Origin of the sequence: Pseudomonas sp. H3(2019), from assembly GCF_007713465.1 — a bacterium.
GTDB lineage: Bacteria > Pseudomonadota > Gammaproteobacteria > Pseudomonadales > Pseudomonadaceae > Aquipseudomonas.
Genome location: NZ_VMSG01000042.1, coordinates 1 through 26,589, shown reverse-complemented (window position 1 = coordinate 26,589; position 26,589 = coordinate 1). Strand labels below are relative to the sequence as shown.

At 60.2% G+C, this 26,589-nt stretch carries 22 protein-coding genes and 2 tRNA genes; 2 read left to right on the top strand and 22 right to left on the bottom strand.

The window, feature by feature from the left end; translation table 11 throughout:
• Window positions 1-212 precede the first annotated feature (212 nt).
• The 16 genes from FPT12_RS27335 to leuC all read right to left on the bottom strand — a co-directional run bounded on the left by FPT12_RS27335 (window position 213) and on the right by leuC (window position 18,499).
• The gene (locus tag FPT12_RS27335; RefSeq protein ID WP_145022672.1) at window positions 213-989 is read right to left on the bottom strand and encodes an SDR family oxidoreductase; all 777 of its coding nucleotides are present in this window, start codon (window positions 987-989) and stop codon (window positions 213-215) included.
• Window positions 986-2,197, bottom strand: coding sequence for an O-succinylhomoserine sulfhydrylase (locus FPT12_RS27330; RefSeq protein ID WP_145022669.1), 1,212 nt, complete (start codon window positions 2,195-2,197; stop codon window positions 986-988). Before FPT12_RS27330 ends, FPT12_RS27335 begins: the two co-directional genes overlap by 4 nt.
• Before the next feature lie 66 nt (window positions 2,198-2,263).
• Window positions 2,264-3,769, bottom strand: a complete 1,506-nt coding sequence (purF, locus tag FPT12_RS27325; protein WP_054596632.1) for an amidophosphoribosyltransferase — start codon at window positions 3,767-3,769, stop codon at window positions 2,264-2,266.
• A gap of 41 nt (window positions 3,770-3,810) precedes the next feature.
• Entirely contained in the window at window positions 3,811-4,371 is a 561-nt protein-coding gene (locus FPT12_RS27320) for a CvpA family protein (protein WP_103319170.1), read from the bottom strand.
• Window positions 4,372-4,469: 98 nt separating this feature from the next.
• Window positions 4,470-5,126, bottom strand: coding sequence for an SPOR domain-containing protein (locus FPT12_RS27315; protein ID WP_145022666.1), 657 nt, complete (start codon window positions 5,124-5,126; stop codon window positions 4,470-4,472).
• Window positions 5,110-6,417, bottom strand: coding sequence for a bifunctional tetrahydrofolate synthase/dihydrofolate synthase (gene folC, locus FPT12_RS27310; protein ID WP_145022663.1), 1,308 nt, complete (start codon window positions 6,415-6,417; stop codon window positions 5,110-5,112). Before folC ends, FPT12_RS27315 begins: the two co-directional genes overlap by 17 nt.
• On the bottom strand, window positions 6,414-7,334 hold the full coding sequence (accD, locus tag FPT12_RS27305) for an acetyl-CoA carboxylase, carboxyltransferase subunit beta (RefSeq protein ID WP_145022660.1): 921 nt from the start codon (window positions 7,332-7,334) through the stop codon (window positions 6,414-6,416). Before accD ends, folC begins: the two co-directional genes overlap by 4 nt.
• A 218-nt stretch (window positions 7,335-7,552) precedes the next feature.
• Window positions 7,553-8,176, bottom strand: coding sequence for a phosphoribosylanthranilate isomerase (locus tag FPT12_RS27300; protein WP_145022658.1), 624 nt, complete (start codon window positions 8,174-8,176; stop codon window positions 7,553-7,555).
• A 63-nt stretch (window positions 8,177-8,239) separates the two neighbouring features.
• Window positions 8,240-9,064: a tRNA pseudouridine(38-40) synthase TruA gene (gene truA / locus FPT12_RS27295; RefSeq protein ID WP_145022675.1), complete on the bottom strand. Its 825-nt coding sequence runs from the start codon at window positions 9,062-9,064 to the stop codon at window positions 8,240-8,242.
• A gap of 197 nt (window positions 9,065-9,261) precedes the next feature.
• On the bottom strand, window positions 9,262-11,889 hold the full coding sequence (locus FPT12_RS27290; protein WP_145022655.1) for a FimV/HubP family polar landmark protein: 2,628 nt from the start codon (window positions 11,887-11,889) through the stop codon (window positions 9,262-9,264).
• 206 nt (window positions 11,890-12,095) lie between these two features.
• On the bottom strand, window positions 12,096-13,106 hold the full coding sequence (locus FPT12_RS27285) for an aspartate-semialdehyde dehydrogenase (RefSeq protein WP_145022652.1): 1,011 nt from the start codon (window positions 13,104-13,106) through the stop codon (window positions 12,096-12,098).
• A gap of 171 nt (window positions 13,107-13,277) precedes the next feature.
• On the bottom strand, window positions 13,278-14,390 hold the full coding sequence (gene asd / locus FPT12_RS27280) for an aspartate-semialdehyde dehydrogenase (protein WP_123425727.1): 1,113 nt from the start codon (window positions 14,388-14,390) through the stop codon (window positions 13,278-13,280).
• Between the two features lie 67 nt (window positions 14,391-14,457).
• Window positions 14,458-15,540 carry a 3-isopropylmalate dehydrogenase gene (leuB, locus tag FPT12_RS27275; RefSeq protein ID WP_145022649.1) on the bottom strand — a complete coding sequence of 361 codons (1,083 nt, stop codon included), beginning with the start codon at window positions 15,538-15,540 and terminating at the stop codon, window positions 14,458-14,460.
• 65 nt (window positions 15,541-15,605) lie between these two features.
• On the bottom strand, window positions 15,606-16,373 hold the full coding sequence (locus tag FPT12_RS27270; protein WP_145022646.1) for a class I SAM-dependent methyltransferase: 768 nt from the start codon (window positions 16,371-16,373) through the stop codon (window positions 15,606-15,608).
• 51 nt (window positions 16,374-16,424) lie between these two features.
• Window positions 16,425-17,069 (bottom strand): 3-isopropylmalate dehydratase small subunit, encoded by a 645-nt coding sequence (gene leuD, locus FPT12_RS27265; RefSeq protein ID WP_145022643.1) that lies wholly within the window; start codon window positions 17,067-17,069, stop codon window positions 16,425-16,427.
• Window positions 17,070-17,080: 11 nt separating this feature from the next.
• Entirely contained in the window at window positions 17,081-18,499 is a 1,419-nt protein-coding gene (leuC, locus tag FPT12_RS27260; protein WP_145022640.1) for a 3-isopropylmalate dehydratase large subunit, read from the bottom strand.
• A gap of 149 nt (window positions 18,500-18,648) precedes the next feature.
• On the opposite strand from leuC, the gene FPT12_RS27255 reads away from it, so the two are divergent.
• A complete protein-coding gene (locus tag FPT12_RS27255) occupies window positions 18,649-19,539 on the top strand; it encodes a LysR family transcriptional regulator (RefSeq protein ID WP_145022637.1) in 891 nt (296 codons plus the stop codon).
• Window positions 19,540-19,608: 69 nt separating this feature from the next.
• Window positions 19,609-22,899 (top strand): PAS domain S-box protein, encoded by a 3,291-nt coding sequence (locus FPT12_RS27250; RefSeq protein WP_145022634.1) that lies wholly within the window; start codon window positions 19,609-19,611, stop codon window positions 22,897-22,899.
• 283 nt (window positions 22,900-23,182) lie between these two features.
• Here the strand turns inward: FPT12_RS27250 and FPT12_RS27245 are convergent, their stop codons facing one another.
• From FPT12_RS27245 to FPT12_RS27220, 6 genes are all read right to left on the bottom strand, one after another.
• A complete protein-coding gene (locus tag FPT12_RS27245; protein WP_145022630.1) occupies window positions 23,183-24,142 on the bottom strand; it encodes a tRNA-dihydrouridine synthase in 960 nt (319 codons plus the stop codon).
• Between the two features lie 31 nt (window positions 24,143-24,173).
• Window positions 24,174-24,617 carry a thioesterase family protein gene (locus FPT12_RS27240; protein ID WP_145022627.1) on the bottom strand — a complete coding sequence of 148 codons (444 nt, stop codon included), beginning with the start codon at window positions 24,615-24,617 and terminating at the stop codon, window positions 24,174-24,176.
• A 47-nt stretch (window positions 24,618-24,664) separates the two neighbouring features.
• A complete protein-coding gene (locus tag FPT12_RS27235; RefSeq protein WP_145022624.1) occupies window positions 24,665-25,498 on the bottom strand; it encodes an alpha/beta fold hydrolase in 834 nt (277 codons plus the stop codon).
• A gap of 29 nt (window positions 25,499-25,527) precedes the next feature.
• Window positions 25,528-26,067 carry a TetR/AcrR family transcriptional regulator gene (locus tag FPT12_RS27230; protein ID WP_145022621.1) on the bottom strand — a complete coding sequence of 180 codons (540 nt, stop codon included), beginning with the start codon at window positions 26,065-26,067 and terminating at the stop codon, window positions 25,528-25,530.
• Window positions 26,068-26,249: 182 nt separating this feature from the next.
• Window positions 26,250-26,325: transfer RNA gene (locus tag FPT12_RS27225), tRNA-Glu, on the bottom strand.
• Between the two features lie 80 nt (window positions 26,326-26,405).
• Window positions 26,406-26,481, bottom strand: a tRNA-Ala gene (locus tag FPT12_RS27220).
• Window positions 26,482-26,589 lie beyond the last annotated feature (108 nt).

Genomic DNA, 26,589 nt, shown 5'->3' with positions numbered 1-26,589 from the left:
CGCCGACATTCTGCTTGTAAGGCAGACGCTCTCCCAGCTGAGCTAATCACCCTTTGCTTCTCTGAGGCCGCGAAATTTACGCAGATACCGAAGCTAAGTCAATAGCCTGCTTGAAGTTTTTCTGAAAAAGACAAAATCATGTCATCTCCTAGGGCGCCAATCCGCGACACCCTCAACCTCAAGCCTTCTCCAGCCCCGCCCCGGAACCTCGGTTAATCGCTATAAATCATTTTCTTGGTCATGCCACCGTCGACCACAAACTCCTGGCCCGTGACAAATCCGGCATTCTTCGACAGCAACCAGGCCACCATCGCCGCCACATCCTCGACCGTCCCTACCCTGCCCGCCGGATGCTGAGCATGATCTGCATCGCTCAGCGGTTCGGCACGTCGCGCCGCCGGATCACGCGTATCGATCCAGCCGGGACTGACTGCATTGACCCGAATCTCCGGCCCCAGGCTGATGGCCAGGGCGTGAGTCAATGCCAGCAAACCGCCCTTGCTCGCCGCGTAAGCCTCGGTATCCGGCTCCGACTGCGCCGCTCGGGTCGAGGCCAGATTGACGATGGCGCCGCTGTGAGCGCGCAAATAAGGCGCACAGTGCTTGGCCAGCAACATTGGCCCACTGAGGTTCACCGCCAACACCCGATTCCAGTAAGCCAGATCGAGGCTTTCCAACGTGATGTTGTGCGGGTCGGCGACGGCCGCATTGCACACCAGCGCGTCGATGCGACCGAACTGCCCGAGCACCTCGGCGACGCCCTGAGCCACCTGCTGTTCATCGGACACGTCCATGCTGATGAAGCAGGCGTTGTTACCCAGCACCTTGGCAACCTTCGAGCCGCGCGCACGGTCCAGGTCGGTCAGTACCACCTGCCAGCCTTCGCTGACCAGCCAGGCGGCAATCCCCAGACCTATGCCGCGCGCAGCACCGGTGACCAGTGCAACCCGACCATTAGCGCCGCTTGCAGGCGCGGACAACTCGATCACAAGGCAGCCAGCCCGCGCGCAAGATCTGCTTGCAGGTCAGCCACGTCTTCGAGGCCGACCGCAATGCGGATCAAACTGTCGCGAATCCCCGCCGCCTCACGCTCTTGCGGCGCCAGGCGACCGTGGGAGGTGGTGCTCGGATGGGTAATGGTGGTCTTGCTGTCGCCAAGGTTGGCGGTGATCGAAATCAAACGCGTGGCATCGATAAAGCGCCAGGCGCCGTCTTTGCCACCCTTGACCTCGAAACTCACCACGGCACCAAAACCTTTCTGCTGACGCAGGGCCAACTCATGTTGCGGATGGCTCTTGAGACCGGCGTAATGGACTTTCTCGATGCCGTCCTGCTGCTCCAGCCACTCGGCCAGCTGCTGAGCATTGGCACAGTGCGCTTTCATGCGCAGGCTCAACGTTTCCAGACCCTTGAGGAAGATCCAGGCGTTGAACGGGCTCAAGGTCGGCCCGGCGGTACGCAGGAAACCGACGACTTCTTTCATCTGCTCGCTGCGACCAGCCACTACGCCACCCATGCAACGGCCCTGGCCGTCGATGAACTTGGTTGCCGAATGCACGACCACGTCCGCACCGAGCTTCAGCGGCTGCTGCAAGGCCGGCGTGCAGAAGCAGTTGTCGACCACCAGCATCGCGCCCTTGGCGTGAGCGATTTTCGACAACGCAGCAATGTCCACCAGCTCGGCCAAAGGATTGGACGGCGATTCGACGAACAGCAATTTGGTGTTGGCCTTGATCGCCGCGTCCCAGCCGGACAGTTCAGCCAGAGGCACGTAATCGACTTCGATGCCAAAACGCTTGAAGTACTTTTCGAACAGGCTGATGGTCGAGCCGAACACGCTGCGCGAGACCAGCACATGATCGCCAGCACTGCACAGGCTCATCACCACCGCAAGGATCGCAGCCATACCAGTAGCCGTTGCCACTGCTTGCTCTGCACCCTCGAGAGCGGCAATCCGCTCTTCGAACGAGCGAACGGTCGGGTTGGTGTAGCGCGAGTAAACGTTGCCCGGCACTTCGCCAGCGAAGCGTGCCGCAGCGTCGGCAGCGGTACGGAACACGTAGCTTGAAGTGAAAAACATCGGATCACCGTGTTCGCCTTCCGGCGTACGGTGCTGACCGGCGCGCACGGCCAGGGTATCGAACGCTACGCCATCGAGGTCGCTGTCCAGCCGACCGGCATCCCACTCCTGACTCATGCTGTCACTCCTTGCCTTGTTCTTTATGGGTAGATACAAAACCGGCCCCTCAGGGCCGGTAGAAACTCAGTTGTTGTACAGATCGATGATCGCACTGACTGCCTGCGTCTTGACCTTGGAGGCATCGTTACGCGCCTGTTCGATCTTGTTCAGGTAAGCCTCGTCGACGTCACCGGTGACGTACTTGCCGTCGAACACCGCACAATCGAAGTTCTCGATCTTGATCTTGCCGCCACCGACCGCTTCGATCAAGTCAGGCAGGTCCTGATAGATGAGCCAATCAGCGCCGATCAGATCAGCCACGTCTTGAGTCGTACGATTGTGGGCGATCAGCTCGTGCGCGCTTGGCATGTCGATGCCGTATACGTTCGGGTAACGCACGGCTGGCGCTGCCGAGCAGAAGTAGACGTTTTTGGCGCCGGCTTCGCGAGCCATCTGGATGATCTGCTTGCAGGTGGTGCCGCGAACGATCGAGTCGTCCACCAGCATCACGTTCTTGCCGCGGAATTCCAGCTCGATGGCGTTGAGTTTCTGGCGTACGGATTTTTTCCGTGCAGCCTGGCCCGGCATGATGAAGGTCCGGCCGATGTAGCGGTTCTTCACGAAGCCTTCGCGGAACTTCACGCCCAGATGGTTCGCCAGCTCCAGCGCTGCGGTGCGGCTGGTATCCGGAATCGGGATGACCACGTCGATGTCGTGCTCTGGACGCTCGCGCAGGATCTTCTCGGCCAGCTTCTCACCCATGCGCAGGCGAGCCTTGTAAACCGAAACGCCATCGATGATCGAATCCGGACGCGCCAGGTAGACGTGTTCGAAAATGCACGGAGTCAGCGATGGGTTGGTCGCGCACTGACGGGTGTGCAGCTTGCCGTCTTCAGTGATGTAGACCGCTTCGCCCGGTGCGAGGTCGCGAATCAGGGTGAAACCGAGCACGTCCAGGGAAACGCTTTCGGAGGCGATCATGTATTCAACGCCTTCGTCGGTATGACGCTGGCCGAAGACGATCGGACGAATGCCGTGCGGGTCACGGAAACCGACGATGCCGTAACCGGTCACCATCGCAACGACTGCGTAACCACCCACGCAACGGTTGTGCACGTCGGTGACGGCCGCAAACACGTCTTCTTCGGTTGGCTGCAACTTGCCGCGCTGGGCCAGCTCGTGAGCGAACACGTTGAGCAGCACTTCCGAATCGGAGTTGGTGTTGACGTGGCGCAGGTCAGATTCGTAAATCTCCTTGGCCAGCTGTTCAACGTTGGTCAGGTTACCGTTGTGCGCCAGGGTGATGCCATACGGCGAGTTGACGTAAAACGGTTGAGCTTCGGCCGAAGTCGAGCTGCCCGCAGTCGGATAACGCACATGGCCAATGCCCATGTGACCGACCAGGCGCTGCATGTGACGCTGATGAAACACGTCACGAACCAGACCGTTGTCCTTGCGCAGGAATAACCGGCCATCATGGCTGGTCACGATACCGGCAGCGTCCTGGCCGCGGTGCTGGAGGACGGTTAGCGCGTCATACAGCGCCTGATTGACGTTCGACTTACCGACGATACCGACGATGCCACACATGCGACGCAACCCCTACTTAATGAAACTGAACTGAACACATCTCACTGCGGCGTTTTGGCCGTCGGCAAGAGATGCTCCTTGAACGGTATGTCAGCGGGTACGCTGATACCGCTGGCCAGCCACTGACTGCTCCACCCTAATATGAGGTTTTTGGACCAGTCTGCAACCAATAGAAATTGTGGCACGAGCCTTGACTCCTGCCACCACTTATCCTGCTGTACCGGGCCCAGACTCAAGAGCCCGACGGCGGTGACCACCAGCAGCGCGCCACGCGCCGCGCCGAAGGCCATGCCAAGAAAACGGTCGGTCCCGGACAGGCCGGTGACGCGAACCAGTTCGCTGATAAGGTAATTGATCATCGCGCCCACTATTAAGGTGGCGACAAAGATGATGGCACAGCCCGCGATCACGCGAGCCGACGGTGTTTCGATGTATCCGGCGAGGTACTCGGACAGTGAGCCACCGAACATCCAGGCAACGGCTCCTGCGATGATCCAGGTCAACAGCGACAAGGCTTCCTTGACGAAGCCGCGGCTCAGACTGATCAAAGCGGAGATGGCGACGATCGCGACGATCGCCCAGTCAACCCAGGTAAATGGCACAGTGCAGCCTACAGACGGATAAGGCGGCGCATTTTAGCAGAGCCCATGGCTGTCGGTAAGCTGCGATTGCAAGTGCATTTGAAATCAGTCAGTTAACGTTAGCCGCGTTCAGGCTGAAAGCGAACGACAAAGCCCTTGAGGTTCTGCTGCCGACCCAGTAGGTCACGCAGGCGATCAGCCTCTGCACGCTCGATCAACGGACCGACAAACACCCGGTTCTTGCCATCGGCGGTACGGATGTAGGCGTTGTAACCCTGGCTACGCAGGGTTTTCTGCAAGCTTTCGGCGCTTTCACGGCTCGACAGGCTGGCCAACTGCACTGACCAACTGACCGACAGGCCATTGGCATCGACACGACTCTGACTGGTGTCAGGCTTGCTCGGCGCCGCAGCGATCGGTTGCGCCGGCGCTGCTGCCGGTTTGGGCGCAGGCTGTGGCGTTACCGGTTTGGCGACAACCGGGGCTGGTGCGATGGGAGCGCTGGGGGCAACCGGCTTGGACGGTGCTTGTTCGGCAGTAATCTCTTCATCGCTTGGAACCGGTTCCTGCGGCAACGCTTGCGGCTCCGGCACCACCACGGGCTCGATCTGCACCTGCGGCATTGCCGGGGCTTGAGGTGCAGCCGGGGCATGGACCACCACCTGGCGCTGCTCATCTTCCCGGGAAAACAGCATAGGCAAGAAAATTACCGCCAATGCCACCAAAACCAGAGCCCCAACCATCCGCTGCTTGTACGCGTTATCCAGCAAAGCCATGTGCAGCTTCCTCCGTGGAGCGCCGAGCCAACCATTCGAGGGCTTCGGCAACACAATAAAATGATCCGAACAGCAGAATTTCATCTTCCGCCGTTGCCAGCGCGCACTGCCCTTCCAGGGCATCGGCGACACTTGCATAGGATGTTACCGACGCCCCAAGGCTCTGCAACGCAGCCTGCAAATCCGCAACCGGACGCGCGCGCGCAGAGTCGAGAGGGGCGACAGCCCAATGCTGGACACTACCACTCAATTCGCCGACAACTCCATCGAGATCCTTGTCAGCCAACAAACCAAATACCGCCAACCGTCGACCTGCTATTGGCCGGCGAGCCAAACGCTGGGCCAGATACTCGGCCGCATGCGGGTTATGACCCACATCCAGCATCAGGTTCAGGCGCTTGCCGTGCCAGCTGAACTGGCGGCGATCCAGACGCCCGACCACTGTCGTCGCTTTCAACGCAGCGACAATGTGCTCGGCCTGCCATGGCAAACCCAGCAGCGCATAAGCCTGCAACGCCAGCGCGGCGTTCTCCATCGGCAGATCGAGCAGCGGCAAATCGTGCAGCTCTATCGCACGCCCTTGGGGATCGACGCCCCGCCACTGCCAGTTCTGCTCGGTAACGCCCAAATCGAAATCACGACCCCGCAAGAAGAACGGGCAATTGAGCTCGCGCACTTTATCCAGCAGGGGTTGAGGCGGATTGAGGTCACCACAGAGCGCAGGCGCGCCCTGACGGAAAATGCCGGCCTTTTCGAAGGCTACGGATTCGCGGGTATTGCCGAGATAATCGGCGTGATCAACACCAATGCTGGTGACCAGTGCGACGTCGGCATCCACCAGATTGACGGTATCCAGGCGTCCGCCGAGGCCGACTTCCAGCACCACCGCATCCAGAGCGGCACGCTGAAACAGCCAGAACGCCGCCAGAGTACCCACTTCAAAGTACGTCAGGGAAATTTCACCGCGTCCGGCATCGATTGCCGCAAAGGCTTCGCACAGCTGCGCATCAGTGGCTTCGACGCCATTGATCTGCACCCGCTCGTTGTAACGCAGCAGGTGCGGAGAATTGTAGACACCGACCGTGAGTCCTTGCACCCGCAGCAATGATGCCACGAACGCACAGGTAGACCCTTTGCCGTTGGTGCCGGTGACCGTGATCACCCGAGGCGCTGGCTTGCCCAATCCCATCCGGGACGTTACCTCTTGCGAGCGCGCAAGCCCCATATCGATGGCTGACGGATGCAACTGCTCAAGGTAGGCGAGCCAGTCGCCAAGGGTACGCTCGGTCATAGGTTTGCAGGCACCGGCGGAACCACGATTGGCTCGACGGGCGCAGCCACGAACTCAGGCGTCGGCAGACCCATCAGTTGTGCCAGCAGGTTACCGAGACGCGGGCGCAACTCGTGACGCGCAATGATCATGTCGATCGCGCCGTGCTCCAGCAGGAACTCGCTGCGCTGGAAGCCTTCCGGCAGTTTTTCACGCACGGTCTGCTCGATAACGCGCGGACCGGCGAAGCCGATCAGGGCCTTTGGCTCACCGACGATCACGTCGCCGAGCATCGCCAGACTGGCGGAAACACCGCCGTAGACCGGGTCGGTCAGCACGGAAATGAATGGAATGCCTTCTTCGCGCAGACGCGCCAGTACCGCGGAGGTCTTGGCCATTTGCATCAGCGAGATCAGCGCTTCCTGCATCCGCGCACCGCCGGAAGCGGCGAAGCAGATCATCGGGCAACGGTTTTCCAGCGCGTAGTTGGCCGCACGCACGAAGCGCTCGCCGACGATCGCACCCATCGAACCGCCCATGAAGGAAAACTCGAACGCCGACACCACCACCGGCATGCCCAGCAGGGTACCGCTCATGGAGATCAGTGCGTCTTTTTCACCGGTCTGCTTCTGCGCAGCGGTCAGGCGATCCTTGTACTTCTTGCCGTCGCGGAATTTCAGACGGTCAACCGGCTCCAGGTCAGCACCCAGTTCGGCACGGCCTTCGGCATCCAGGAAAATGTCGATTCGCGCACGCGCACCGATGCGCATGTGGTGGTTGCACTTGGGGCAAACATCCAGGGTCTTTTCCAGCTCTGGACGATACAGCACCGCCTCGCAGGACGGGCACTTGTGCCACAGGCCTTCAGGCACCGAGCTTTTCTTCACCTCGGAACGCATGATCGAAGGGATCAGTTTGTCTACTAACCAGTTGCTCATGCTTTCTTTCTCCAGTACCGGCGGCCCGAACACTTTGGTTCGCAGCCCCGCGTATGCCCTTGAGCTAAATTCATGTGTGCGGCGATGATCGGTGGATAGCCGGGTCAGCAAGACTGACCTTCGTACAACCCAACAACCCTCAGCCATGCCTGCCTTATGCAGTACACCTGTTTCGTACAGTGCAATGGACGGCGGCAGACTGCCAGCCGTCACATCAACTACACGCTAGTGCGCACTGCCTGTATAAACGCGCGAATCTTCGCGTGATCCTTGATGCCCTTGCTCTGCTCCACCCCACCGCTGACGTCCACCGCGTACGGGTGAACCCGGGCAATGGCCTCGGCCACATTGGCCGCCGACAGCCCGCCTGCAAGGATGATCGGCTTGCTCAAACCTTGCGGTATCAATGACCAGTCAAAGGCCTCGCCGGTTCCACCGGGAACACCTTCGACATAGGTATCGAGCAAAATGCCGCTGGCTTTAGCGTAAGCATTGCAACTGGCAGCGATGTCGTCGCCTGCCTTGACCCGCAATGCCTTGATGTACGGCCGATGGTAACCTTCGCAATCGGCCGGGGTTTCGTCGCCGTGGAACTGCAACAGGTCCAGCGGCACCGCGTCGAGAATCTCTCCGAGTTCGCAGCGGCTGGCGTTGACGAACAAGCCCACCGTGGTCACGAATGGCGGCAACGCGGCGATGATCGCCCGGGCCTGCTGCACCGTTACCGACCGCGGGCTTTTGGCATAGAACACCAAACCGATTGCGTCCGCCCCGGCATCTACCGCCGCCAACGCATCTTCAATGCGGGTAATCCCACAAATTTTGCTGCGAACGGCTGACATGTCGTTTGAACCTCAGGGCAAATCCGGGAAAGTCCCGGATGGTAGCAAATGCATTCGAGGTCGTCAGCCGTCAAGTTCCGAGAAGCCGGTCAGGAAGTGCGGCCCGATGTAACGCTCGGGCAACTCGAACTCGTCGCGGTACTCGACCTGCACCAGGTACAGCCCGAATGGATGGGCCGTAACGCCACCGGTACGGCGAACCCGGCTTTCCAGCACTTCTTTGGCCCATTCCACCGGACGCTCACCGGCACCGATGGTCATCAGCACGCCGGCGATATTGCGCACCATGTGATGCAGGAACGCACTGGCGCGGATATCCAGCACGATCATCTTGCCGTGCCGGGTGACGCGCAGATGATGGATTTCCTTGATCGGCGACTTGGCCTGACACTGCCCGGCGCGAAAAGCGCTGAAGTCGTGGGTACCGATCAGATGTTGCGCCGCCTCAGCCATGCACTGGACATCCAGCGGCCGGTGATTCCAGGTGACCTCTTCGTTGAGGTGCGCCGGACGGATCTGATCGTTGTAGATCACATACCGATAACGCCGCGCAATCGCCTTGAAACGCGCATGAAAGTGCGCCGGCATGACCTTGGCCCAACTGACACTGATGTCGTGGGGCAAGTTGATGTTCGCGCCCATGACCCAGGCCTTCAACGAACGATCGACCTGAGTATCGAAATGCACCACCTGGCCACAGGCGTGCACGCCAGCGTCGGTGCGACCCGCGCAGTGCAAGGACACCGGCGAATCCGCAACCTTCGACAGCGCCGTTTCGAGGGCTTGCTGCACGGTGGCCACACCGGATGCCTGACGCTGCCAGCCGCGATAACGCGAGCCCTTGTATTCAACGCCCAACGCGATCCGGAAAAAGCCGTCGGCCGCCATTTCGGCGGCCGGGTTATCTATATTTGCCAAGGAGTGACAGCCTGCTGATCTACGCAAAGGCGGGCATTATAAGGCCGCAGTGCCGGGACGCCATGTTCATGGCGCTTTTTGTTCGAGTCCTTGCAAGCAAATGGCCCCACTGAAACAAAAACGGTAGCCTCGATGGGCTGCCGTTTTCGTTATGCGTTACCGATCAATCAGGCCATACGCGCGAGCATTTCCTTGGCTTCGCTCTTCTGACCGTCATTACCCTCGCTGAGCACCTCACCGAGAATGTCCCGTGCACCGTCGTTGTCACCCATGTCGATGTAAGCCTGCGCGAGGTCCAGCTTGGTCGCGACTTCGTCGGTGCCCGAGAGGAAATCGAAATCGGGCTCACCCATCTCCATCCCCGCCGCCGCGTCTTCAGCGGTGAAGCTTGGCTCGGCGATAGACGGATGCTCCAGACTACCGGACAGACGATCCAGCTCGGCATTGACATCGTCCAGCTCGGATATGAAGTCGTCCGGCTCAGGCTTGGCGTGAGCATCGAGTTCATCCGCCAAGGACAGGTCGAAATCAGCCGGCAACTCCAGATCATCAAGCGCCGCTTCAGTGACCGCAGGTGACTCGGCCGCTGGCAGGTCTTTCGGTTCGTCGTTGAGGTTGAGCAGAAACTCGTCGTCGGCCAGCGTCGAATCCGGCACGTCGCCGCCCAGATCAAGGTCGAAATCCGACAGATCATCCAGGCTGTCCTTGGCTTCGGTCTGTTGTTGCAGAACCGATTCGAAGCTCAGATCGTCATCGAGCGGAAAAGCCTCCAGATCCAGCGCCGGCTCCGGCGTCTCTGGCGTAACGACCGTTGGCGATGCGGCTTCCAGATCGTCCAGGCTCAGGTCGAAGGCGCTGTCGAAGTCATCATCGGCCGGTGCAGCTTCAGGTTCCGGCGCCTTGGGCTCCTCGTGCAGCAGGTCCTTGACGTACTGCGCATCCAGTTCGGCAGCGACCGCTGCGGCGGCGATGCCGCCAACAGCTGCCACGGCAACCATCGCCGGGAAACGGCTTTTCAGTTGCTCAACGTCAGCATGATTTTTGCCATTGGCCACCAGCTGACGCTCTTGCGCCACGAACGCACTGCGATCACCCTGCTGGCCGTAGACTTCCATCAGCTTCAAGCGCAGGTCGCTGCGTTGCGGCTCTTGCTTGATGCCGTCTTCAAGCAGGCTGGCTGCCTGATTCAGACGCCCGGCATTGATGTGCGACTGGGCTTGCGCCAGAACATCGTCCGAACGCTCAGCCGCCGGCGCGACCAATGGCGCAGCAATTGGCGGCGTCACCACTACCGGCGCCACGACTGGAGCTGGAGCTGGAGCTGGAGCTGGAGGCGTTGCAAGCTTGACGACTGGCGGCGGCACTTCAAGGCCTTCGAAGCTGCTTTCCGGCAGATCGAGGTCTTCCGTCAAGTCCGACTCTTCAGCCAGTGCCTTCGCCATGCGCTTGTGCTTCTCGGCTTCCTGTTGAGCCTTGCGCCGACGCGCCAGCAACAACAGCAGCAACAGCACTACCACGGCACCGCCACCCACCAGCCCCAGAAGTATCGGATTGGTCAGCAGTTCGTTGTACTTTTGCTCGTCACTCGCTGCCGGGGTTGCCTGAATCGGCGCCTCGGCAGGCACTGCGGCCGGCGTTGCAACCGGGGCTACCGCGGCTGCAGGCGCCGTCGCTGGCTGGGCAACCAGATCAGCCGACATCGCCGCCGAAGGTTGAGCAGCAGAATCTGCCCCCGCGCCTTCCGCCTGTATCTTGGCCAATTGATTATTTTTCAGCTCAATCAAGCGCTGGAGTTTGTCCATCTGACTCTGCAAGTCAGTTATGCGGCTTTTCAGCTCGGCATTGTCGCGACGCGTCGTATCGAGGCCTTCCTGGGCTACCGCCAGCTTGTTGCCGATGGCTTTGCTATCACCCGCTGCGCCCTTGCCACCTTTTTTGCCGGACTCGGCCGAGACCAGGCTCAGCTTGTCCTTGGCGGTGCCTTGCGGCGCGAGCACATCATGCCCACGCTTGGTTGCATCAAGCTGTTGCGCCTGCGCCCGATGAACCGAGCGACGCCCCTGACGCCAGGCCGTGTTCTGCGCAGCGACTTCGGCAATGGCTTTAGGCTGTGGCAGGCTGGTGCTTTGTGTGGCGTCCGGCAGACGCAAGACCTGACCGGTCTTCAGCCGGTTGATGTTGCCATCGATAAAGGCGTCCGGGTTCAGGGCCTGAATCGCCAGCATGGTTTGCTGGATCGAGCCGCCATTGCGCGCCTTCGCGGCGATTTCCCACAAGGTGTCGCGCGGCGTCGTGACGTGCTGCTTAGGCTTGCTCGCGCCAGTCACCGGTGCGTTGATTGCCGGCGCTTGAGCCGGTGCGGATTGCGCAGCAGCGTCAGCCGTCTGCGGCGAGAATTTGGACGGATCGAGCAGTACGCTGTAGTCGCGCAGCAGTCGGCCGCTTGGCCACATCACCTGAACCAGGAATTTCACCATCGGCTCGGAGAGTGGCTGACTTGAAGTCACCCGCAGGATGCTTTTACCGCCGGCATTGAGCACTGGCGTGAACGTCAGGTCATTGAGGAACGCCTGACGATCAACCCCGGCCTTGGCGAAATCGTCGACCGACGCCAGGCTCGGCACCACTTCGGCAGCGGTGAGGTCCTTGACGTCGAGCAACTCGATTTCTGCCACCAGGGGCTGGTTCAGGGTCGACTTCAGGGTCAATTCCCCAAGCCCGAGGGCATGCGCCATACCGGAGGACAGCGCCGAGGCGGCCGCTATTGCTAACACCAGTTTGCGAACTTGAACCATAGCCTCATCCTTTGTTGAACTTTCCTCGGCAAGCGAGAAGGTGTTGATACCGCTGCCGTAAGGCATTGCGCGCAGCCTCGAAGAGTCTCTGCGCGCGCTTATTTCACTGATGCCCTTGGAAGCCCCTGATGGCGGCTCGCCTCCAGCATTCAGGCCTTGCGGCCTGTACGACTAGAATAAATTTGCAAATTGTTGCCAAGTATCTTTTACACAAGGTCTTTTATCAACAACTCAGCCACCTGCACCGCGTTGAGTGCAGCGCCTTTGCGTACGTTATCTGACGTCAGCCACACGTTAAGTTCCGCCGGGTCGTCGATACCGCCGCGAACCCGACCAACGTAGACCACATCCTGCCCTACCGCATCGCCGACCGGCGTCGGGTAATCGCCCGCCTCGACCAGCTCTACACCAGGCGCCGCCTCAAGCGCAGCATTCACTGCCGCAAGGTCGACAGCCTTGGCTGACTGCAAGGTCACGCTAAAGCTATCGCCGAAAAACACCGGGGCTTGAATGCAAGTGACAGAAATCTTTAATAAAGGCTGTGCCATGACCTCGCGCAGCTCTCGAACCAGGCGTTTTTCCAGCAGGGTATGGCCCTGAGCATCCGGCGCGCCGACTTGTGCCAGCAGGTTGAAGGCCATTTGCCGATCAAAGAAACGCGGCTCCAGCGGGCGCACATTCAGCAGTTCTGCCGTCTGCCGGGCCAGCTCGCTGACCGCTTCGCGGCCTTGGGCGGAAACGGCCAGGCTGGCAGTGACGGTCACTCGCTGCAGGTCGAGCAACTCGCGCAACGGCGCCAGCACCACGGCCAGAGTGGTGGCCGATGCACTTGGGCTGCTGACCTGAAACGGCTTTTTCAAGCCGGCCAGCACTTGGCTATTGGCTTCCGGCACCACTTGCGGTGCCTGTTCCGCCGGCAAGGCGCCGGACAAATCAATCAGCGCGCAACCGGCGGCCGTGGCACGCGGCGCAAAGCTCAGGGTGACCGCAGGGCCTGCGGCGAAGAACACCAGCTGGACCTTGCTGAAATCAAATTCGTCGACTTCCCGCACCCGTACATTCTTGCCGCGAAACGGCACCGAATGCCCTGCCGATTCACTGCTGGCCAGCAGGTGCAGGTTGGCAACCGGAAAGTCGCGCTCTTCAAGAATCTGGACGAGTGTTTCGCCGACAGTACCGGTGGCGCCGACGACGGCGATATCAAAGGACTGGCTCATGGATCTACCTCAGGCGAAACGGGGGAGCGGCACTTTACCGGGTGGCAGGCATGCAGGCAATTCACCGCAACACCGATCGTTCCCACGCTCCTGCGTGGGAACGATCAATTGGCCCGAAATAAAAAACCCGCAGCTCTTTCGAGATGCGGGCTTTTTCATTGCATCAGCAGATCAACGTTCCAGCAGAATCCGCAGCATGCGACGCAGCGGTTCGGCCGCGCCCCACAGCAGCTGGTCGCCAACGGTGAAAGCACCGACGAACTGCGACCCCATGTTCAGCTTGCGCAGACGGCCAACCGGTACGTTCAGGGTGCCGGTGACCTTGGTCGGGCTCAGCTCCTGCATGCTGATTTCGCGCTGGTTCGGCACCAGCTTGACCCATGGGTTGTGCTGGCTGATCAGCCCTTCGATATCGGCAATCGGCACGTCTTTGTTCAGCTTGATGGTCAGCGCCTGGCTGTGGCAACGCATGGCGCCGATGCGCACGCAGATGCCGTCTACCGGAATCGGGCTCTTGAAGCGACCGAGGATCTTGTTGGTCTCGGCCTGGGCCTTCCACTCTTCGCGGCTCTGACCGTTCGGTAGTTCCTTGTCGATCCACGGGATCAGGCTGCCGGCCAATGGCACGCCGAAGTTTTCGGTCGGGTAGGCATCGCTGCGCATGGCTTCGGCTACACGACGGTCGATGTCGAGGATCGCGCTGGCCGGGTCGGCCAATTGATCAGCGACAGCAGCGTGGGTCGCGCCCATTTGCTTGATCAGTTCACGCATGTTCTGCGCACCGGCACCGGAGGCTGCCTGATAGGTCATGGCGCTCATCCACTCCACCAGACCGGCTTCGAACAGACCGCCCAGGCCCATCAGCATCAGGCTGACGGTGCAGTTGCCGCCGATGTAGTTCTTGGTGCCCGCGTCGAGTTGCTGGTCAATGACCTTGCGGTTCACCGGGTCCAGAACGATGACCGCGTCATCCTGCATACGCAGGCTGGAAGCGGCGTCGATCCAGTAACCCTGCCAGCCGGCTTCGCGCAGTTTCGGGAAGACTTCGCTGGTGTAGTCGCCACCCTGGCAGGTCAGAATCACGTCGAGGGTTTTCAGCTCTTCAATGCTGTAAGCGTCCTTGAGCGGAGCAATATCCTTACCCACGGACGGACCTTGGCCACCCACATTGGAAGTGGTGAAAAACACCGGCTCAATAAGATCGAAATCCTGCTCTTCCAGCATCCGCTGCATGAGCACGGAACCGACCATACCGCGCCAACCGATCAGACCTACACGTTTCATCGCAACTACACCTTTTACAAAAAGTGGGCTCGCTTGCCGGCATCAGCGACAAGCGGGGCCAGAGAGATTACAGATTCCGCAGCGCTGCGACTACTGCGTCGCCCATTTCCTGCGTACCTACTTTCGCGCAACCCGACGACCAGATATCACCTGTGCGCAGCCCTTGGTCCAACACCAGGCTGACGGCTTTTTCGATGGCGTCAGCGGCTACCAGCTGATTGAAGCTGTAACGCAGCATCATCGACACCGACAGAATCGTCGCCAACGGGTTGGCGATGCCTTTGCCTGCGATGTCCGGCGCCGAACCATGGCACGGCTCGTACATGCCTTTATTGTTGGCATCCAGCGAGGCCGACGGCAACATGCCGATGGAGCCGGTGAGCATCGAAGCTTCGTCGGACAGGATATCGCCGAACAGGTTGTCGGTGACGATCACGTCGAACTGCTTCGGAGCACGCACCAGCTGCATGGCGGCGTTGTCGACGTACATGTGGCTCAGTTCGACATCCGGGTAGTCCTTGGCCACTTGCTCGACGATTTCGCGCCACAGCTGGCTGGACGCCAGAACGTTGGCCTTGTCGACCGAGCAGAGCTTCTTGCCGCGTACGCGCGCCATGTCGAAACCGACACGGGCGATCCGGCGGATCTCGCTTTCGCTGTATGGCAGGGTGTCGTACGCCTGACGCTCACCATTCTCCAACTCGCGCACACCACGCGGCGCGCCGAAGTAGATACCGCCGGTCAGTTCACGGACGATCAGGATATCCAGGCCCGCGACGATTTCGGCTTTCAGGCTCGACGCTTCAGCCAGTTGCGGGTACAGGATCGCCGGACGCAGGTTGCCGAACAGGCCCAGTTGCGCACGAATCTTCAACAAGCCGCGCTCTGGACGAATGTCACGCTCGATGGTGTCCCATTTCGGACCGCCCACCGCACCCAGCAGCACCGCATCGGCAGCACGCGCACGGGCCAGGGTTTCGTCGGCCAACGGCACGCCGTGCTTGTCGATGGCGGCGCCGCCGATCACATCAAAGCTCAGCTCGAAATCCAGTGCGAACTTGTCGTTGGCCAGCTCCAGCACCTTGACCGCTTCGGTCATGATTTCCGGGCCAATACCGTCACCTGGGAGAATCAGAATCTGCTTGCTCATGCGTTCCTCATATCATCAGTCGGCGCGCTCATCGGCGCGCCCGGAAAAATTCCAGCGCTTGGCGCTTATCGTTCAGCCATCAGCACCAGTACATCGGTGCTGAACGAACCATCGGCTTCAATCTCGTAATACTCGCGAACTTCATTGCCCATCGCCTGCTGCAACTCGCGGATCGCCACGCGCAGCGCTTGGGGTGTACGCATGCGCTCGACCCAGGAGTTGTACTCCAGACGCAGCCGCTGGCGCGTGGTGCTACGGGTATGCAACCCCGCCTCGCTGACCTGACGCAACCACTCCCCGGCGGAATAATCACGCACGTGGCTGGTGTCGCGCAGTACTTCGACACTTTGCAGGTAAGTGTCGAACAACGGACTGCCCGGCGACAAGACATCAATGAACGCTGCCACCCCACCCGGCTTGAGTACCCGGCGCACTTCGCGCAATGCCAGGCCGAGGTCGCTCCAATGGTGCGCCGAATAACGGCTGAAGACGAAATCGAACTCGCCATCGGCGAATGGCAGGCGCTCCGCTGCACCGAGCACAGTGGTCACATTGTTCAGACCACGATCAACCGCGGCGCCAGCCACCACATCGAGCATCTGCTGCGACAGGTCGTAGGCTACGACTTCTTTCACCAGCGAAGCCACATGAAAACTCACATGACCGGCGCCGCAGCCCAGGTCCAGCACTCGTGCATCACCACGACCTGCCAGTTCGGCCTGTAGCAGCGCAAACTCGGTGCCCTGGGCGTGTACTGCGCTGCTCAGGTAGGCGGCAGCCTGTTCGCCGAATTGCTTTTGTACTACATCGCTGTGCTGGGCAGTGCTGGTCATGGTGACTTCCATCCTGGGCGAGTCTTGTGGTGTTTAGTGAGGCCTTACAAATCACGCGTCGCGAAACAACCACGGCTGGCTGGCGCGGTGCTTGGCTTCGAAGGCGGCAATCGCATCGCCGTCCTGCAAGGTCAGGCCGATATCGTCCAGGCCGTTGAGCAGGCAGTGTTTGCGGAAAGCATCGATTTCGAAGCTCAGGACCTTGCCGTCAGGACGGGTCACGGTCTGAGCCTGCAAGTCGATCTGCAACTGGTAGCCCGGATTGACTTCCACTTGCGCAAACAACTCGTCGACTTCAGCGTCACTCAGAATGATCGGCAGCAAGCCGTTCTTGAAGCTGTTGTTGAAGAAGATGTCGGCATAGCTCGGCGCGATGATGCTGCGAAAACCGTACTCTTCCAGGGCCCATGGCGCGTGCTCACGGCTCGAACCGCAGCCGAAGTTTTCCCGGGCGAGCAACACGCTGGCACCTTGATAACGCTCGGCGTTGAGTACAAAGTCTTTGTTCAGCGGACGCTTGGAGTTGTCCTGATACGGTTGCCCGACATCCAGGTAACGCCACTCATCGAACAGGTTCGGACCGAAACCGGTGCGCTTGATCGACTTCAAGAACTGCTTGGGAATGATCTGGTCGGTGTCGACGTTGGCACGATCCAAAGGCGCGACAAGACCAGTGTGCTGGGTAAAAGCTTTCATGCTGCGCTCCTTCAGATCAATTCACGGACGTCGACGAAACGACCGTTGACAGCGGCGGCGGCGGCCATTGCCGGGCTCACCAGGTGCGTACGGCCACCGGCGCCCTGACGGCCTTCGAAGTTACGGTTGGAGGTCGATGCGCAATGCTCGCCGGACTCCAAACGGTCCGGGTTCATTGCCAGGCACATCGAGCAACCCGGCTCACGCCATTCGAAACCGGCTTCGAGGAAAATCTTGTCCAGCCCTTCAGCTTCGGCTTGCGCCTTCACCAGGCCCGAACCCGGCACCACAATGGCTTGCTTGATGGTCGAAGCCACTTTACGGCCCTTGGCAATCACCGCAGCAGCGCGCAGATCTTCGATCCGCGAGTTGGTGCAGGAACCAATGAACACACGGTCCAGTTGAATGTCGGTGATCGCCTGATTAGCGGTCAAACCCATGTACTTCAAGGCGCGGACGATCGAGTCGCGCTTGACCAGATCCATCTCTTTGGCCGGGTCCGGCACGTTTTGATCGACAGCGAGGACCATTTCCGGGGACGTGCCCCAGCTGACCTGTGGCTTGATCTGCGCAGCGTCGAGCTCAACGATGGTGTCGAACTTCGCGTCCGCATCGGAAACCAGGTCTTTCCAGGCTTCGACAGCCAAGTCCCACTCAGCGCCTTTCGGTGCAAACGGACGACCCTTGACGTAGGCAACGGTCTTTTCGTCAGCAGCAACCAAACCAACTCGCGCACCGGCTTCGATGGACATGTTGCAGATGGTCATGCGGCCTTCGACCGACAACTCGCGAATCGCGCTACCGGCGAATTCGATCGCATGGCCATTACCGCCAGCGGTGCCGATCTTGCCGATAACAGCCAGGACGATGTCCTTGGCGGTCACGCCGAACGGCAATTTACCTTCGACGCGGACCAGCATGTTTTTCATTTTCTTGGCGACCAGGCACTGGGTGGCGAGCACGTGCTCGACCTCGGAAGTGCCGATACCGTGAGCCAATGCACCGAAAGCGCCGTGGGTCGAGGTATGGGAGTCACCGCAGACCACGGTCATGCCCGGCAAGGTTGCGCCCTGCTCCGGGCCAATGACGTGAACGATGCCTTGGCGCACATCATTCATCTTGAATTCGACGATGCCATATTCGTCACAGTTGTCATCGAGGGTCTGAACCTGCAAACGCGAGACTTCGTCAGCGATGGCAGCAATGCCGCCCTTGCGCTCTGGAGTCGTCGGTACGTTGTGGTCCGGGGTCGCGATGTTGGCATCGATGCGCCACGGCTTGCGCCCGGCCAGACGCAGACCTTCGAAGGCTTGCGGCGAGGTCACTTCGTGAATGATGTGACGATCGATGTAGATCAGCGCCGAACCATCGTCGCGCTGCTTGACCAAATGCGAATCCCAGAGCTTGTCGTAGAGCGTTTTGCCGGCCATCAGACGTTTCCTCATCAGCTTGTTTCTATGCCCTGGATTACTGAAGTAAATCAATAACCCCTTGGCTTGTGAGGTCGATCCTATGGGGTTACATTAAATAACTCAAATTCATATTTTTTATGCTTTGGATAACCAACTGGAATACGACCATGGACCTGGCCAACCTCAATGCTTTTATAGCCATCGCCGAGACCGGCAGCTTTTCCGGCGCGGGCGAACGGCTGCACCTGACCCAGCCAGCCATCAGTAAACGCATCGCCGGGCTGGAGCAGCAGCTCAATGTACGGCTGTTTGATCGACTGGGCCGCGAAGTCAGCCTGACCGAGGCCGGACGCGCCCTGTTGCCGCGCGCTTATCAGATTCTGAATGTGCTGGATGACACCCGCCGGGCGCTGACCAACCTGACCGGCGAAGTGACCGGCCGCCTGACCCTGGCGACCAGTCATCACATTGGCCTGCACCGCCTGCCGCCCTTGCTGCGGGCGTTCACCCGACGCTATCCCGAGGTCGCGCTGGATATTCAGTTCCTCGATTCGGAAGTCGCCTACGAGGAAATTCTTCACGGCCGCGCCGAACTGGCGGTGATTACCCTGGCACCCGAGCCACACACGCTGGTGAAAGCCACCCCGGTATGGGACGACCCGCTGGACTTCGTGGCGGCCCCGGAACACTCGCTGATCAGCAACGGCGCAGTCAGCCTGGCCGACATTGCCCGCCATCCGGCGGTTTTCCCCGGTGGCAACACCTTTACCCACCACATCGTGCAACGACTATTCGAAGCCCAGGGGCTGACGCCAAACATCGCGATGAGCACTAACTATCTGGAAACTATCAAGATGATGGTTTCCATTGGCCTGGCCTGGAGCGTGTTGCCGCGCACCATGCTCGACGATCAAGTGGCACGCATTCCTTTACCGGGCATACAACTCACTCGCCAGCTAGGCTATATCGTGCACACCGAACGGACGCTGTCGAATGCTGCACGGGCTTTCATGGCCTTGTTGGACGCACAAATCGATTTGCCACGGACTCATGGCTAAGTTGTGCTAATCCTTAAAGGTTGAAAATCCCAGCGCCAAACACCCCATTCAGCCCAAGGCTTGTTACCCATGCCCAAATCTGCTGACCGCACTCGCTCACGCACGCCCCCAATGCCGCGCATTCAGGCGCTCGACCCGCGTACCTCGGAGCAGAGTTGGGAGAGCGCACCACAATTGCTCGCTGCCTTGAATGGCGCACACCTGGGAGCCTGGTACTGGGACATTGAACGCGGGCTGATCAGTTGGTCACGGGGGACTCAAGCCCTGTTCGGGTTTGACCCAAGAAAGCCACTGCCGGCCGACCTGGAATACCTGGATCTGTTGCCGGCGGAGGATCGCGCCAAAACCCTGCGAGCCTTTAACGCGGTGGTGGCCGGCGCACCGCTGGAACAGGCGATGCATCACCGGATCCGCTGGCCCGACGGCAGCCTGCACTGGCTGGAGATCAACGGCAGCCTGATACCGGACAAACAAGGCCGGCCACGGATGATCGGGGTGATCCGCGAGATCACCCATCAACGCCAGCGCGAACAGGCCCTGAGCAGCTCGGAGAAACGTTTCGCAACACTATTTCACCTGAGCCCGAACATGGTGCTGCTGACCCGCCAGGAAGACGGCTTGATCAGCGAAGCCAATCAATATTTCGAAAGCCTGTTTGGCTGGCCCGTACACAGCGTAATCGGCCGCACGACACTGGAATTGGGCCTTTGGGTAAACCCGGAACAGCGCGCCAAACTGGTCAAGGCAACCAAGGCCAAAGGTGAACTGGTCAGCATGGAGGTGCAGTTTCGCGCCAGCAACGGCGATGTCCACGACGGCATTCTCAGTGCGCAAAAGGTTGAACTCGAAGGCCAGGCCTACCTGCTCAGCACGTTCCTCGACACCACTGAACGCAAGGCTGCCGAACTCGCCCTGAAGGATAGCCAGGAGCGCCTCGATCTGGCGCTGGACTCGGCGCAACTCGGCACCTGGGACTGGCACATTCCCAGCGGCATGCTCTATGGCTCGGCCCGCGCCGCACAGTTGCATGGCCTGGATCCGGTACCCTTTCACGAGTCCTTCGATGCGTTTTTCGAAGGTGTGCCCGACGATGAGCGTGACAGCATGCGCGACGCCTATCGCAGTTTGCGCGAAGGCCCGGCCGGCAATTATCAACTGACCTACCGCGTGCAATTGGCCGACGGCAGTTCGCGCTACCTGGAAAGCCGTGCACGGCTCTATCGCGATGAGTCCGGCGCCCCCCTGCGCATGGCCGGTACGTTGCTCGACATCACCGACCAGGTGGAGCGCGAGCAGCGCCTGATCACTTCCGAAGAAAAATTCGCCAGCCTGTTCCAGGTCAGCCCGGACCCGATCTGCGTGACGCGCCAGGACACCGGCCAGTTCATCGAGATCAACCCTGCCTTTACTCAGATCTTCGGCTGGACCACCACCGACGTCATCGACCGCAGTGCCGACGAGATTGGCCTCTGGGACGCTTCGGTGAAGCGTCAGCAACGCATCGAACAGGTGATTCGCGAACAGGCGCTGAACAACGTCGCAATCATCGTTCACCACAAGGACGGGCAACCCTTGACGTGCGTGATATCCAGCCGACAAATCAGCGTCGGCAACGAGCCGTGCATCGTCACCACCTTGCGCGACATCACCCAGCAGCAGCGCTCCGAAGCCGCACTCAAGGCCAGTGAAGAGAAGTTCGCCAAGGCGTTTCACTCCAGCCCCGACGCCATCACCATTACCGAGCGCGACAGCGGACGCTACCTGGAGGTCAACGACGGCTTCTGCCGCTTGACCGGCTACCGCGCCGACGAAGTGGTGGGTAAAACTATGTATCAGATCGGCATCTGGGCCGAAGAAAAACAACGCTCAAACCTGCTGGCCGAGTTGAAAGCCAAAGGTCGGGTGCATCACCAGGAAATGCTTGGTCGCAACAAGCACGGCGAAATTCTCACCGTCGAGGTCTCGATCGAACCCATCACCCTCAACGAAACCGCCTGCCTGTTGATGACCGCCCGGGACGTCAGCCTGCTGAAAAACGCCGAAGCGCAGATCCGCCACCTCGCCTACCACGACCCACTGACCAACCTGCCCAACCGCGCCCTGCTGATGGATCGCCTGAGCCAGCAGATCGCCCTGCTGAAACGCCACAACCTGCGCGGCGCCTTGCTGTTCCTCGATCTCGACCATTTCAAGCACATCAACGACTCGCTCGGCCACCCGGTGGGCGACACCGTGCTGAAAATCATCACTGCGCGCCTCGAAGCCAGCGTGCGCATGGAAGACACTGTGGCGCGACTCGGTGGCGATGAGTTTGTGGTGCTGTTGAGCGGCCTGGAAGGTACGCGTAACGAGGTCAGCGAACAGGTTCGCGAGCTGGCCGACACGCTGCGCGAGCTGTTGTCCGAGCCGATGTTCCTCGACGGTCAGCGCCTGCAAGTCACCCCGAGCATCGGCGTGGCCTTGATCCCCGATCACGGCTCAACCCCGACCGACCTGCTCAAGCGTGCCGACATTGCCCTGTACCGAGCCAAGGATTCGGGGCGCAATACCACGCAGATGTTCCACAACACCATGCAAAAAGCGGCCAGTGAGCGCCTGCGGATGGAAACCGACCTGCGCCTGGCCCTTTCGCGTGGCGAGTTCAGCGTGCAATACCAGCCTCAGGTGGACGCCCTGGACGGTCGCATTATCGGCGCCGAAGCCTTGGTGCGCTGGCGCCACCCGCGGCTGGGGGAGCAATCGCCCAGCGAATTCATCAAGGTACTGGAAGACAGCGGACTGATCCTTGAGGTCGGTGCCTGGATCCTCGATGAGACCTGCCAGGCCTTCAGGCAATTGATCGATAGAGGCCTGATCGATCCGCTGAACTTCAGCCTTTGTGTGAACATCAGTCCACGGCAATTTCGCCAGAACGACTTTGTCGAACGGATTGAACAAACCCTGAGTAGCCATGGACTGCCGTATTCGCTGCTCAAGCTGGAGGTCACCGAAGGCATCGTGATTCAGAATCTGGACGACACCATCAGCAAGATGCGCCGCCTGAAGAAACTTGGTGTCAGCTTCGCCATGGACGACTTTGGCACCGGCTACTCCTCGCTGACGTACCTCAAGCGCCTGCCGGTGGACACCTTGAAGATCGACCAGTCGTTCATCCGCGATGCGACCAGCGATCCGAACGACGCGGAAATCATCCGCGCCATCGTGGCGATGGCCCGCAGCCTTGAATTGACGGTGATTGCCGAAGGTGTCGAAACCACCGAACAGCTTGAGTTCTTGCAGGAGCTGGGCTGCCACTTGTATCAAGGCTACTTGCACAGTCAGCCGCTGCCGCTGGAGGGCTTCCTGAAACTGCTCAAATGACGGGCACAAAAAAGGGCGCCGGGGGCGCTAATACTGGTCAGTTAACGGCAATCTATCGCCTGGTGATTAATTGTGGCGAGGGAGCTTGCTCCCGCTCGGCCGCGAAGCGGTCGTAATCCGGTAATCGCGTTCCATCGGGATACTCGCGGTGGCTGATTTCAGGGTCGCTTCGCCCGAACGCGGACCGACCCGCGGGAGCAAGCTCCCTCGCCACAGGTTTTGTGCTCAGCGAATTTTTCCGTTAACTGACCAGTATTAGCGCCACCGGCGCCCTTGTTCATTTTCAGGCCGCTTCAGAGACCTGGACACCCAGCAAACGCGACACCTGATCCAGCTCAGTCTCACGACGCAAGACCGTGAACAGCTCCACGGCTTCGGGATAATTGCGGGTAAGCATCGCCAGCCATTGTTTCAATCGACCCGGTGACTGGCGTGGTGTCATCTGCGCCTTGGCTTGCAGCCAGAAGTCCTGAAGCAGCGGCAACAACTCGGCCCAGGTCATCTCGACCACCTCTTCGCCGGCCCGCGCGGCAGCGATCTGCCGCGCCAGATCAGGGCGCGACACCAGGCCACGCCCGAGCATGATGTCTTCCACGCCGCTGATTTCGCGGCAACGGCGCCAGTCTTCAACGCTCCAGATATCGCCATTGGCGAACACCGGCACCTTGACCACTTCCTGCACCCGCGGGATCCATTCCCAATGCGCTGGCGGCTTGTAGCCGTCCGTCTTGGTCCGTGCGTGCACGACGATGTGCGCAGCACCGCCCTCAGCCAATGCCGTGGCACAGACCAGAGCGCCGTCGGGGCTGTCAAAACCCAAACGCATCTTGGCAGTCACCGGGATATGCGCCGGCACTGCGCGGCGCACATGTTCGACAATTTCGTTGAGCAACTCAGGTTCTTTGAGCAGTACTGCACCGCCACGCGACTTGTTAACGGTCTTGGCCGGGCAACCGAAGTTCAGGTCGATCACCTCCGAGCCCAGCTCACAAGCCAGCGCCGCGTTTTCTGCCAGGCACACCGGATCGGAACCGAGCAATTGCACGCGCAATGGCACGCCTGAAGCGGTCTTGGCGCCGTTCAGCAGTTCAGGGCCGAATTTGTGGAAATAGGCAGGCGTAAGCAGTTGATCGTTGATCCGAATGAACTCGGTCACGCACCAATCGATACCGCCAACGCGGGTCAACACGTCCCGCAGGATGTTGTCGACCAACCCCTCCATGGGCGCCAAAGCAATTTGCATGGAAAACACTCAACGAAAAACGTGCGGCAGTTTACTGGATTTGTGCGACTTGTAATGCCGGGCCGTAACCTTCGATGAATTCCGCCGGCATGCGCCTCGGCTTGCCGCTGGACAGCTCGATGCAGACAAACGTGGTTTGCGCCCGCAGCAGCGTGGCGTTATCGCTCGGGCGTTTCAGCTGGAAGTGCCGGGTCATCTTCAGGCGCTGATCCCAGCCGACGATCCAGGTCGCCAACTGCAACTCATCACCTTCATAGGCGGCAGCCAGGTAATCGATCTCGTGGCGCACCACGGCCATCGCCCGGTCCAAGCGCCGATATTCGGTCAGGTCCAGCCCAAGGCGCTGCGAGTGGCGCCAGGCGCAGCGCTCGAGCCAGGTGACGTACACCGCATTATTGGCGTGCCCCAGCCCATCGATGTCCTCGGCAGCGACCTGCAGGTCAATGATAAACGGCGTTGCCCGATCCCAGCCCATGCCCCACTCCCGGTCAGATTATTCGACCGGGGCAGTGTAACGGATGATCAGGCCGATTGGCGCGCCTGCAAGCTAAGACCGGACAGCAGCGACAGAACACCTTCAATCACTCGCGGATCCGCCAGCACCCGCTGATGCCCACCCTCTTCCAGGCGCAACAGGCGGCTGTCGAACCAGGCGTCGTGAATCAATTGCGATTCATTGACCGAGACAAAGACGTCGTCTTCGGCGTGCACGATCAGTCCTGGCATATCCAGCTGATAGCGGGCGACGTCGAGTCGTGAGGCCTGGATACCCACATCCCGTTCGACCTTGCGGATAAACGCCGAACGCGCCTTGGGCGGCATGCGAACGTGACGGGCAAAACCACGCAACAAGGTGAGAATCCGTGCCGGTGCGGCGATACTGACCAGGGTTTCAGTGCGCAACCCCAGCTGAACGGCGAGCATCGCACTGGCGCCGCCCATGGAGTGGCCGATGACCGCTTGCAAAGGTGGTAGCTCCGCCGCTGCTTCGAGCATCGCCCGAGCAAAAAGCACAACGTTGGCCTCGCGGCCAGGCGAGCGACCGTGAGCCGGACCATCCAGAGAGACCACGGTGTAACCGGCGTCTACCAGCGCCGTGATCAGGCTGGCGAATTGCGTCGGCCGACCTTCCCAGCCGTGCATCAGCAGCACTGTCGGGCCCTGCCCCCAACGCAACGCTGAAAGGCCGAAGCGCAAGGTGATCCGCTCGGACTTCGCCAGCAGCGGCATTTCCCAATCACGCAGAGGTAGCTCGCGCGGCGTCATGAACACCGAACGCATCTTGCTCGCCACCCATTGCGGTGCAACCCAGCCCAAGGTGCCGTTAACTCCACGAACCCAACTTAACGTGCTCATCGCTCATCTCCAAAGGCTTGTGCTTCAGGTCATAGCACCGCCGACTTGGCGGCACGCAGCAATCGATCGGACAACTCACCGGTACCCAACGCCCGCGCCAGGGCCAAACCACCGACCATCAGCGCCAAGTCAGCCAGCGCCTTGTCGATGTCTTCCGGGCTGGCGGCCAACTGCGCGACCATCAATTCGATATGTTCATTCAAGGCCAGACGGAAATCGTCCGGCAGACGCCCCAGCTCCCCTACCGATGCCGGAATCGGGCAGGCGTGCTCGGTGGAATCACGGTGTTTGCGCGACAGGTAAAACGCAGCGACCAGCGCCCGGCGTTCTTCCCCGGTCAGCGTGGCGTCCATGTCGGCGATCAGCGCCCGACGCTGGCCGAGCAATTGCGTGAAGGCCTCCAGCATCATCGCGTCCTTGCTTTCAAAGTGTGCGTAGAAGCCGCCGACGGTCAGGCCGGCAGCCCCCATCACTTCACCCACGCTAGGCTCTGCCGGGCCGCGCTGAATCAGCGCAGAGCTGGCGGCCTGGAGAATGCGTTCACGGGTTTGAGCTTTTTTATCGTTCATCGTTGCCTCCGAATATTACGAATAGAATATTATTCTCATAATAATTTTTCGCAAGTCGTTGATGTGACCGTTGGTCAGAAGAACAGCGCGGGGAGAAAGAGGGGATTGGCCAAACGCCAGACAAACAAAAGGGCCATTCAATAATTGAATGACCCTTATAAATCCCGCAGAGCGGGTAATCGTGGCGTCCCCTAGGGGACTCGAACCCCTGTTACCGCCGTGAAAGGGCGGTGTCCTAGGCCACTAGACGAAGGGGACGCAAACCCTTCTATACAACTGATCAGTGCTGAGTACTGATCGATTCAAGGCCGGTGTGGCCAGACCTTGAACTGTAAAATTGGTGGAGCTAGACGGGATCGAACCGTCGACCTCTTGCATGCCATGCAAGCGCTCTCCCAGCTGAGCTATAGCCCCGGATTTTTCGCCTCGCGGCGGAGTGACATCTTGCAACATCACTTCTGTAAAACTGGCGTCCCCTAGGGGACTCGAACCCCTGTTACCGCCGTGAAAGGGCGGTGTCCT

Coding starts and splice junctions, on each gene's coding strand:
- purF (WP_054596632.1), bottom strand. CDS start 3,769: ATGTGTGGCATCGTCGGTATCGTCGGTAAGTCGAACGTCAATCAGGCG.
- FPT12_RS27285 (WP_145022652.1), bottom strand. CDS start 13,106: ATGAGCCAGTCCTTTGATATCGCCGTCGTCGGCGCCACCGGTACTGTC.
- FPT12_RS27270 (WP_145022646.1), bottom strand. CDS start 16,373: ATGACCAGCACTGCCCAGCACAGCGATGTAGTACAAAAGCAATTCGGC.
- FPT12_RS27315 (WP_145022666.1), bottom strand. CDS start 5,126: ATGGCTTTGCTGGATAACGCGTACAAGCAGCGGATGGTTGGGGCTCTG.
- FPT12_RS27245 (WP_145022630.1), bottom strand. CDS start 24,142: ATGCAAATTGCTTTGGCGCCCATGGAGGGGTTGGTCGACAACATCCTG.
- leuC (WP_145022640.1), bottom strand. CDS start 18,499: ATGGCCGGCAAAACGCTCTACGACAAGCTCTGGGATTCGCATTTGGTC.
- leuB (WP_145022649.1), bottom strand. CDS start 15,540: ATGAGCAAGCAGATTCTGATTCTCCCAGGTGACGGTATTGGCCCGGAA.
- leuD (WP_145022643.1), bottom strand. CDS start 17,069: ATGAAAGCTTTTACCCAGCACACTGGTCTTGTCGCGCCTTTGGATCGT.
- FPT12_RS27230 (WP_145022621.1), bottom strand. CDS start 26,067: ATGAACGATAAAAAAGCTCAAACCCGTGAACGCATTCTCCAGGCCGCC.
- FPT12_RS27240 (WP_145022627.1), bottom strand. CDS start 24,617: ATGGGCTGGGATCGGGCAACGCCGTTTATCATTGACCTGCAGGTCGCT.
- accD (WP_145022660.1), bottom strand. CDS start 7,334: ATGAGCAACTGGTTAGTAGACAAACTGATCCCTTCGATCATGCGTTCC.
- FPT12_RS27255 (WP_145022637.1), top strand. CDS start 18,649: ATGGACCTGGCCAACCTCAATGCTTTTATAGCCATCGCCGAGACCGGC.
- FPT12_RS27330 (WP_145022669.1), bottom strand. CDS start 2,197: ATGAGTCAGGAGTGGGATGCCGGTCGGCTGGACAGCGACCTCGATGGC.
- FPT12_RS27290 (WP_145022655.1), bottom strand. CDS start 11,889: ATGGTTCAAGTTCGCAAACTGGTGTTAGCAATAGCGGCCGCCTCGGCG.
- FPT12_RS27300 (WP_145022658.1), bottom strand. CDS start 8,176: ATGTCAGCCGTTCGCAGCAAAATTTGTGGGATTACCCGCATTGAAGAT.
- FPT12_RS27250 (WP_145022634.1), top strand. CDS start 19,609: ATGCCCAAATCTGCTGACCGCACTCGCTCACGCACGCCCCCAATGCCG.
- truA (WP_145022675.1), bottom strand. CDS start 9,064: ATGGCGGCCGACGGCTTTTTCCGGATCGCGTTGGGCGTTGAATACAAG.
- FPT12_RS27235 (WP_145022624.1), bottom strand. CDS start 25,498: ATGAGCACGTTAAGTTGGGTTCGTGGAGTTAACGGCACCTTGGGCTGG.
- asd (WP_123425727.1), bottom strand. CDS start 14,390: ATGAAACGTGTAGGTCTGATCGGTTGGCGCGGTATGGTCGGTTCCGTG.
- folC (WP_145022663.1), bottom strand. CDS start 6,417: ATGACCGAGCGTACCCTTGGCGACTGGCTCGCCTACCTTGAGCAGTTG.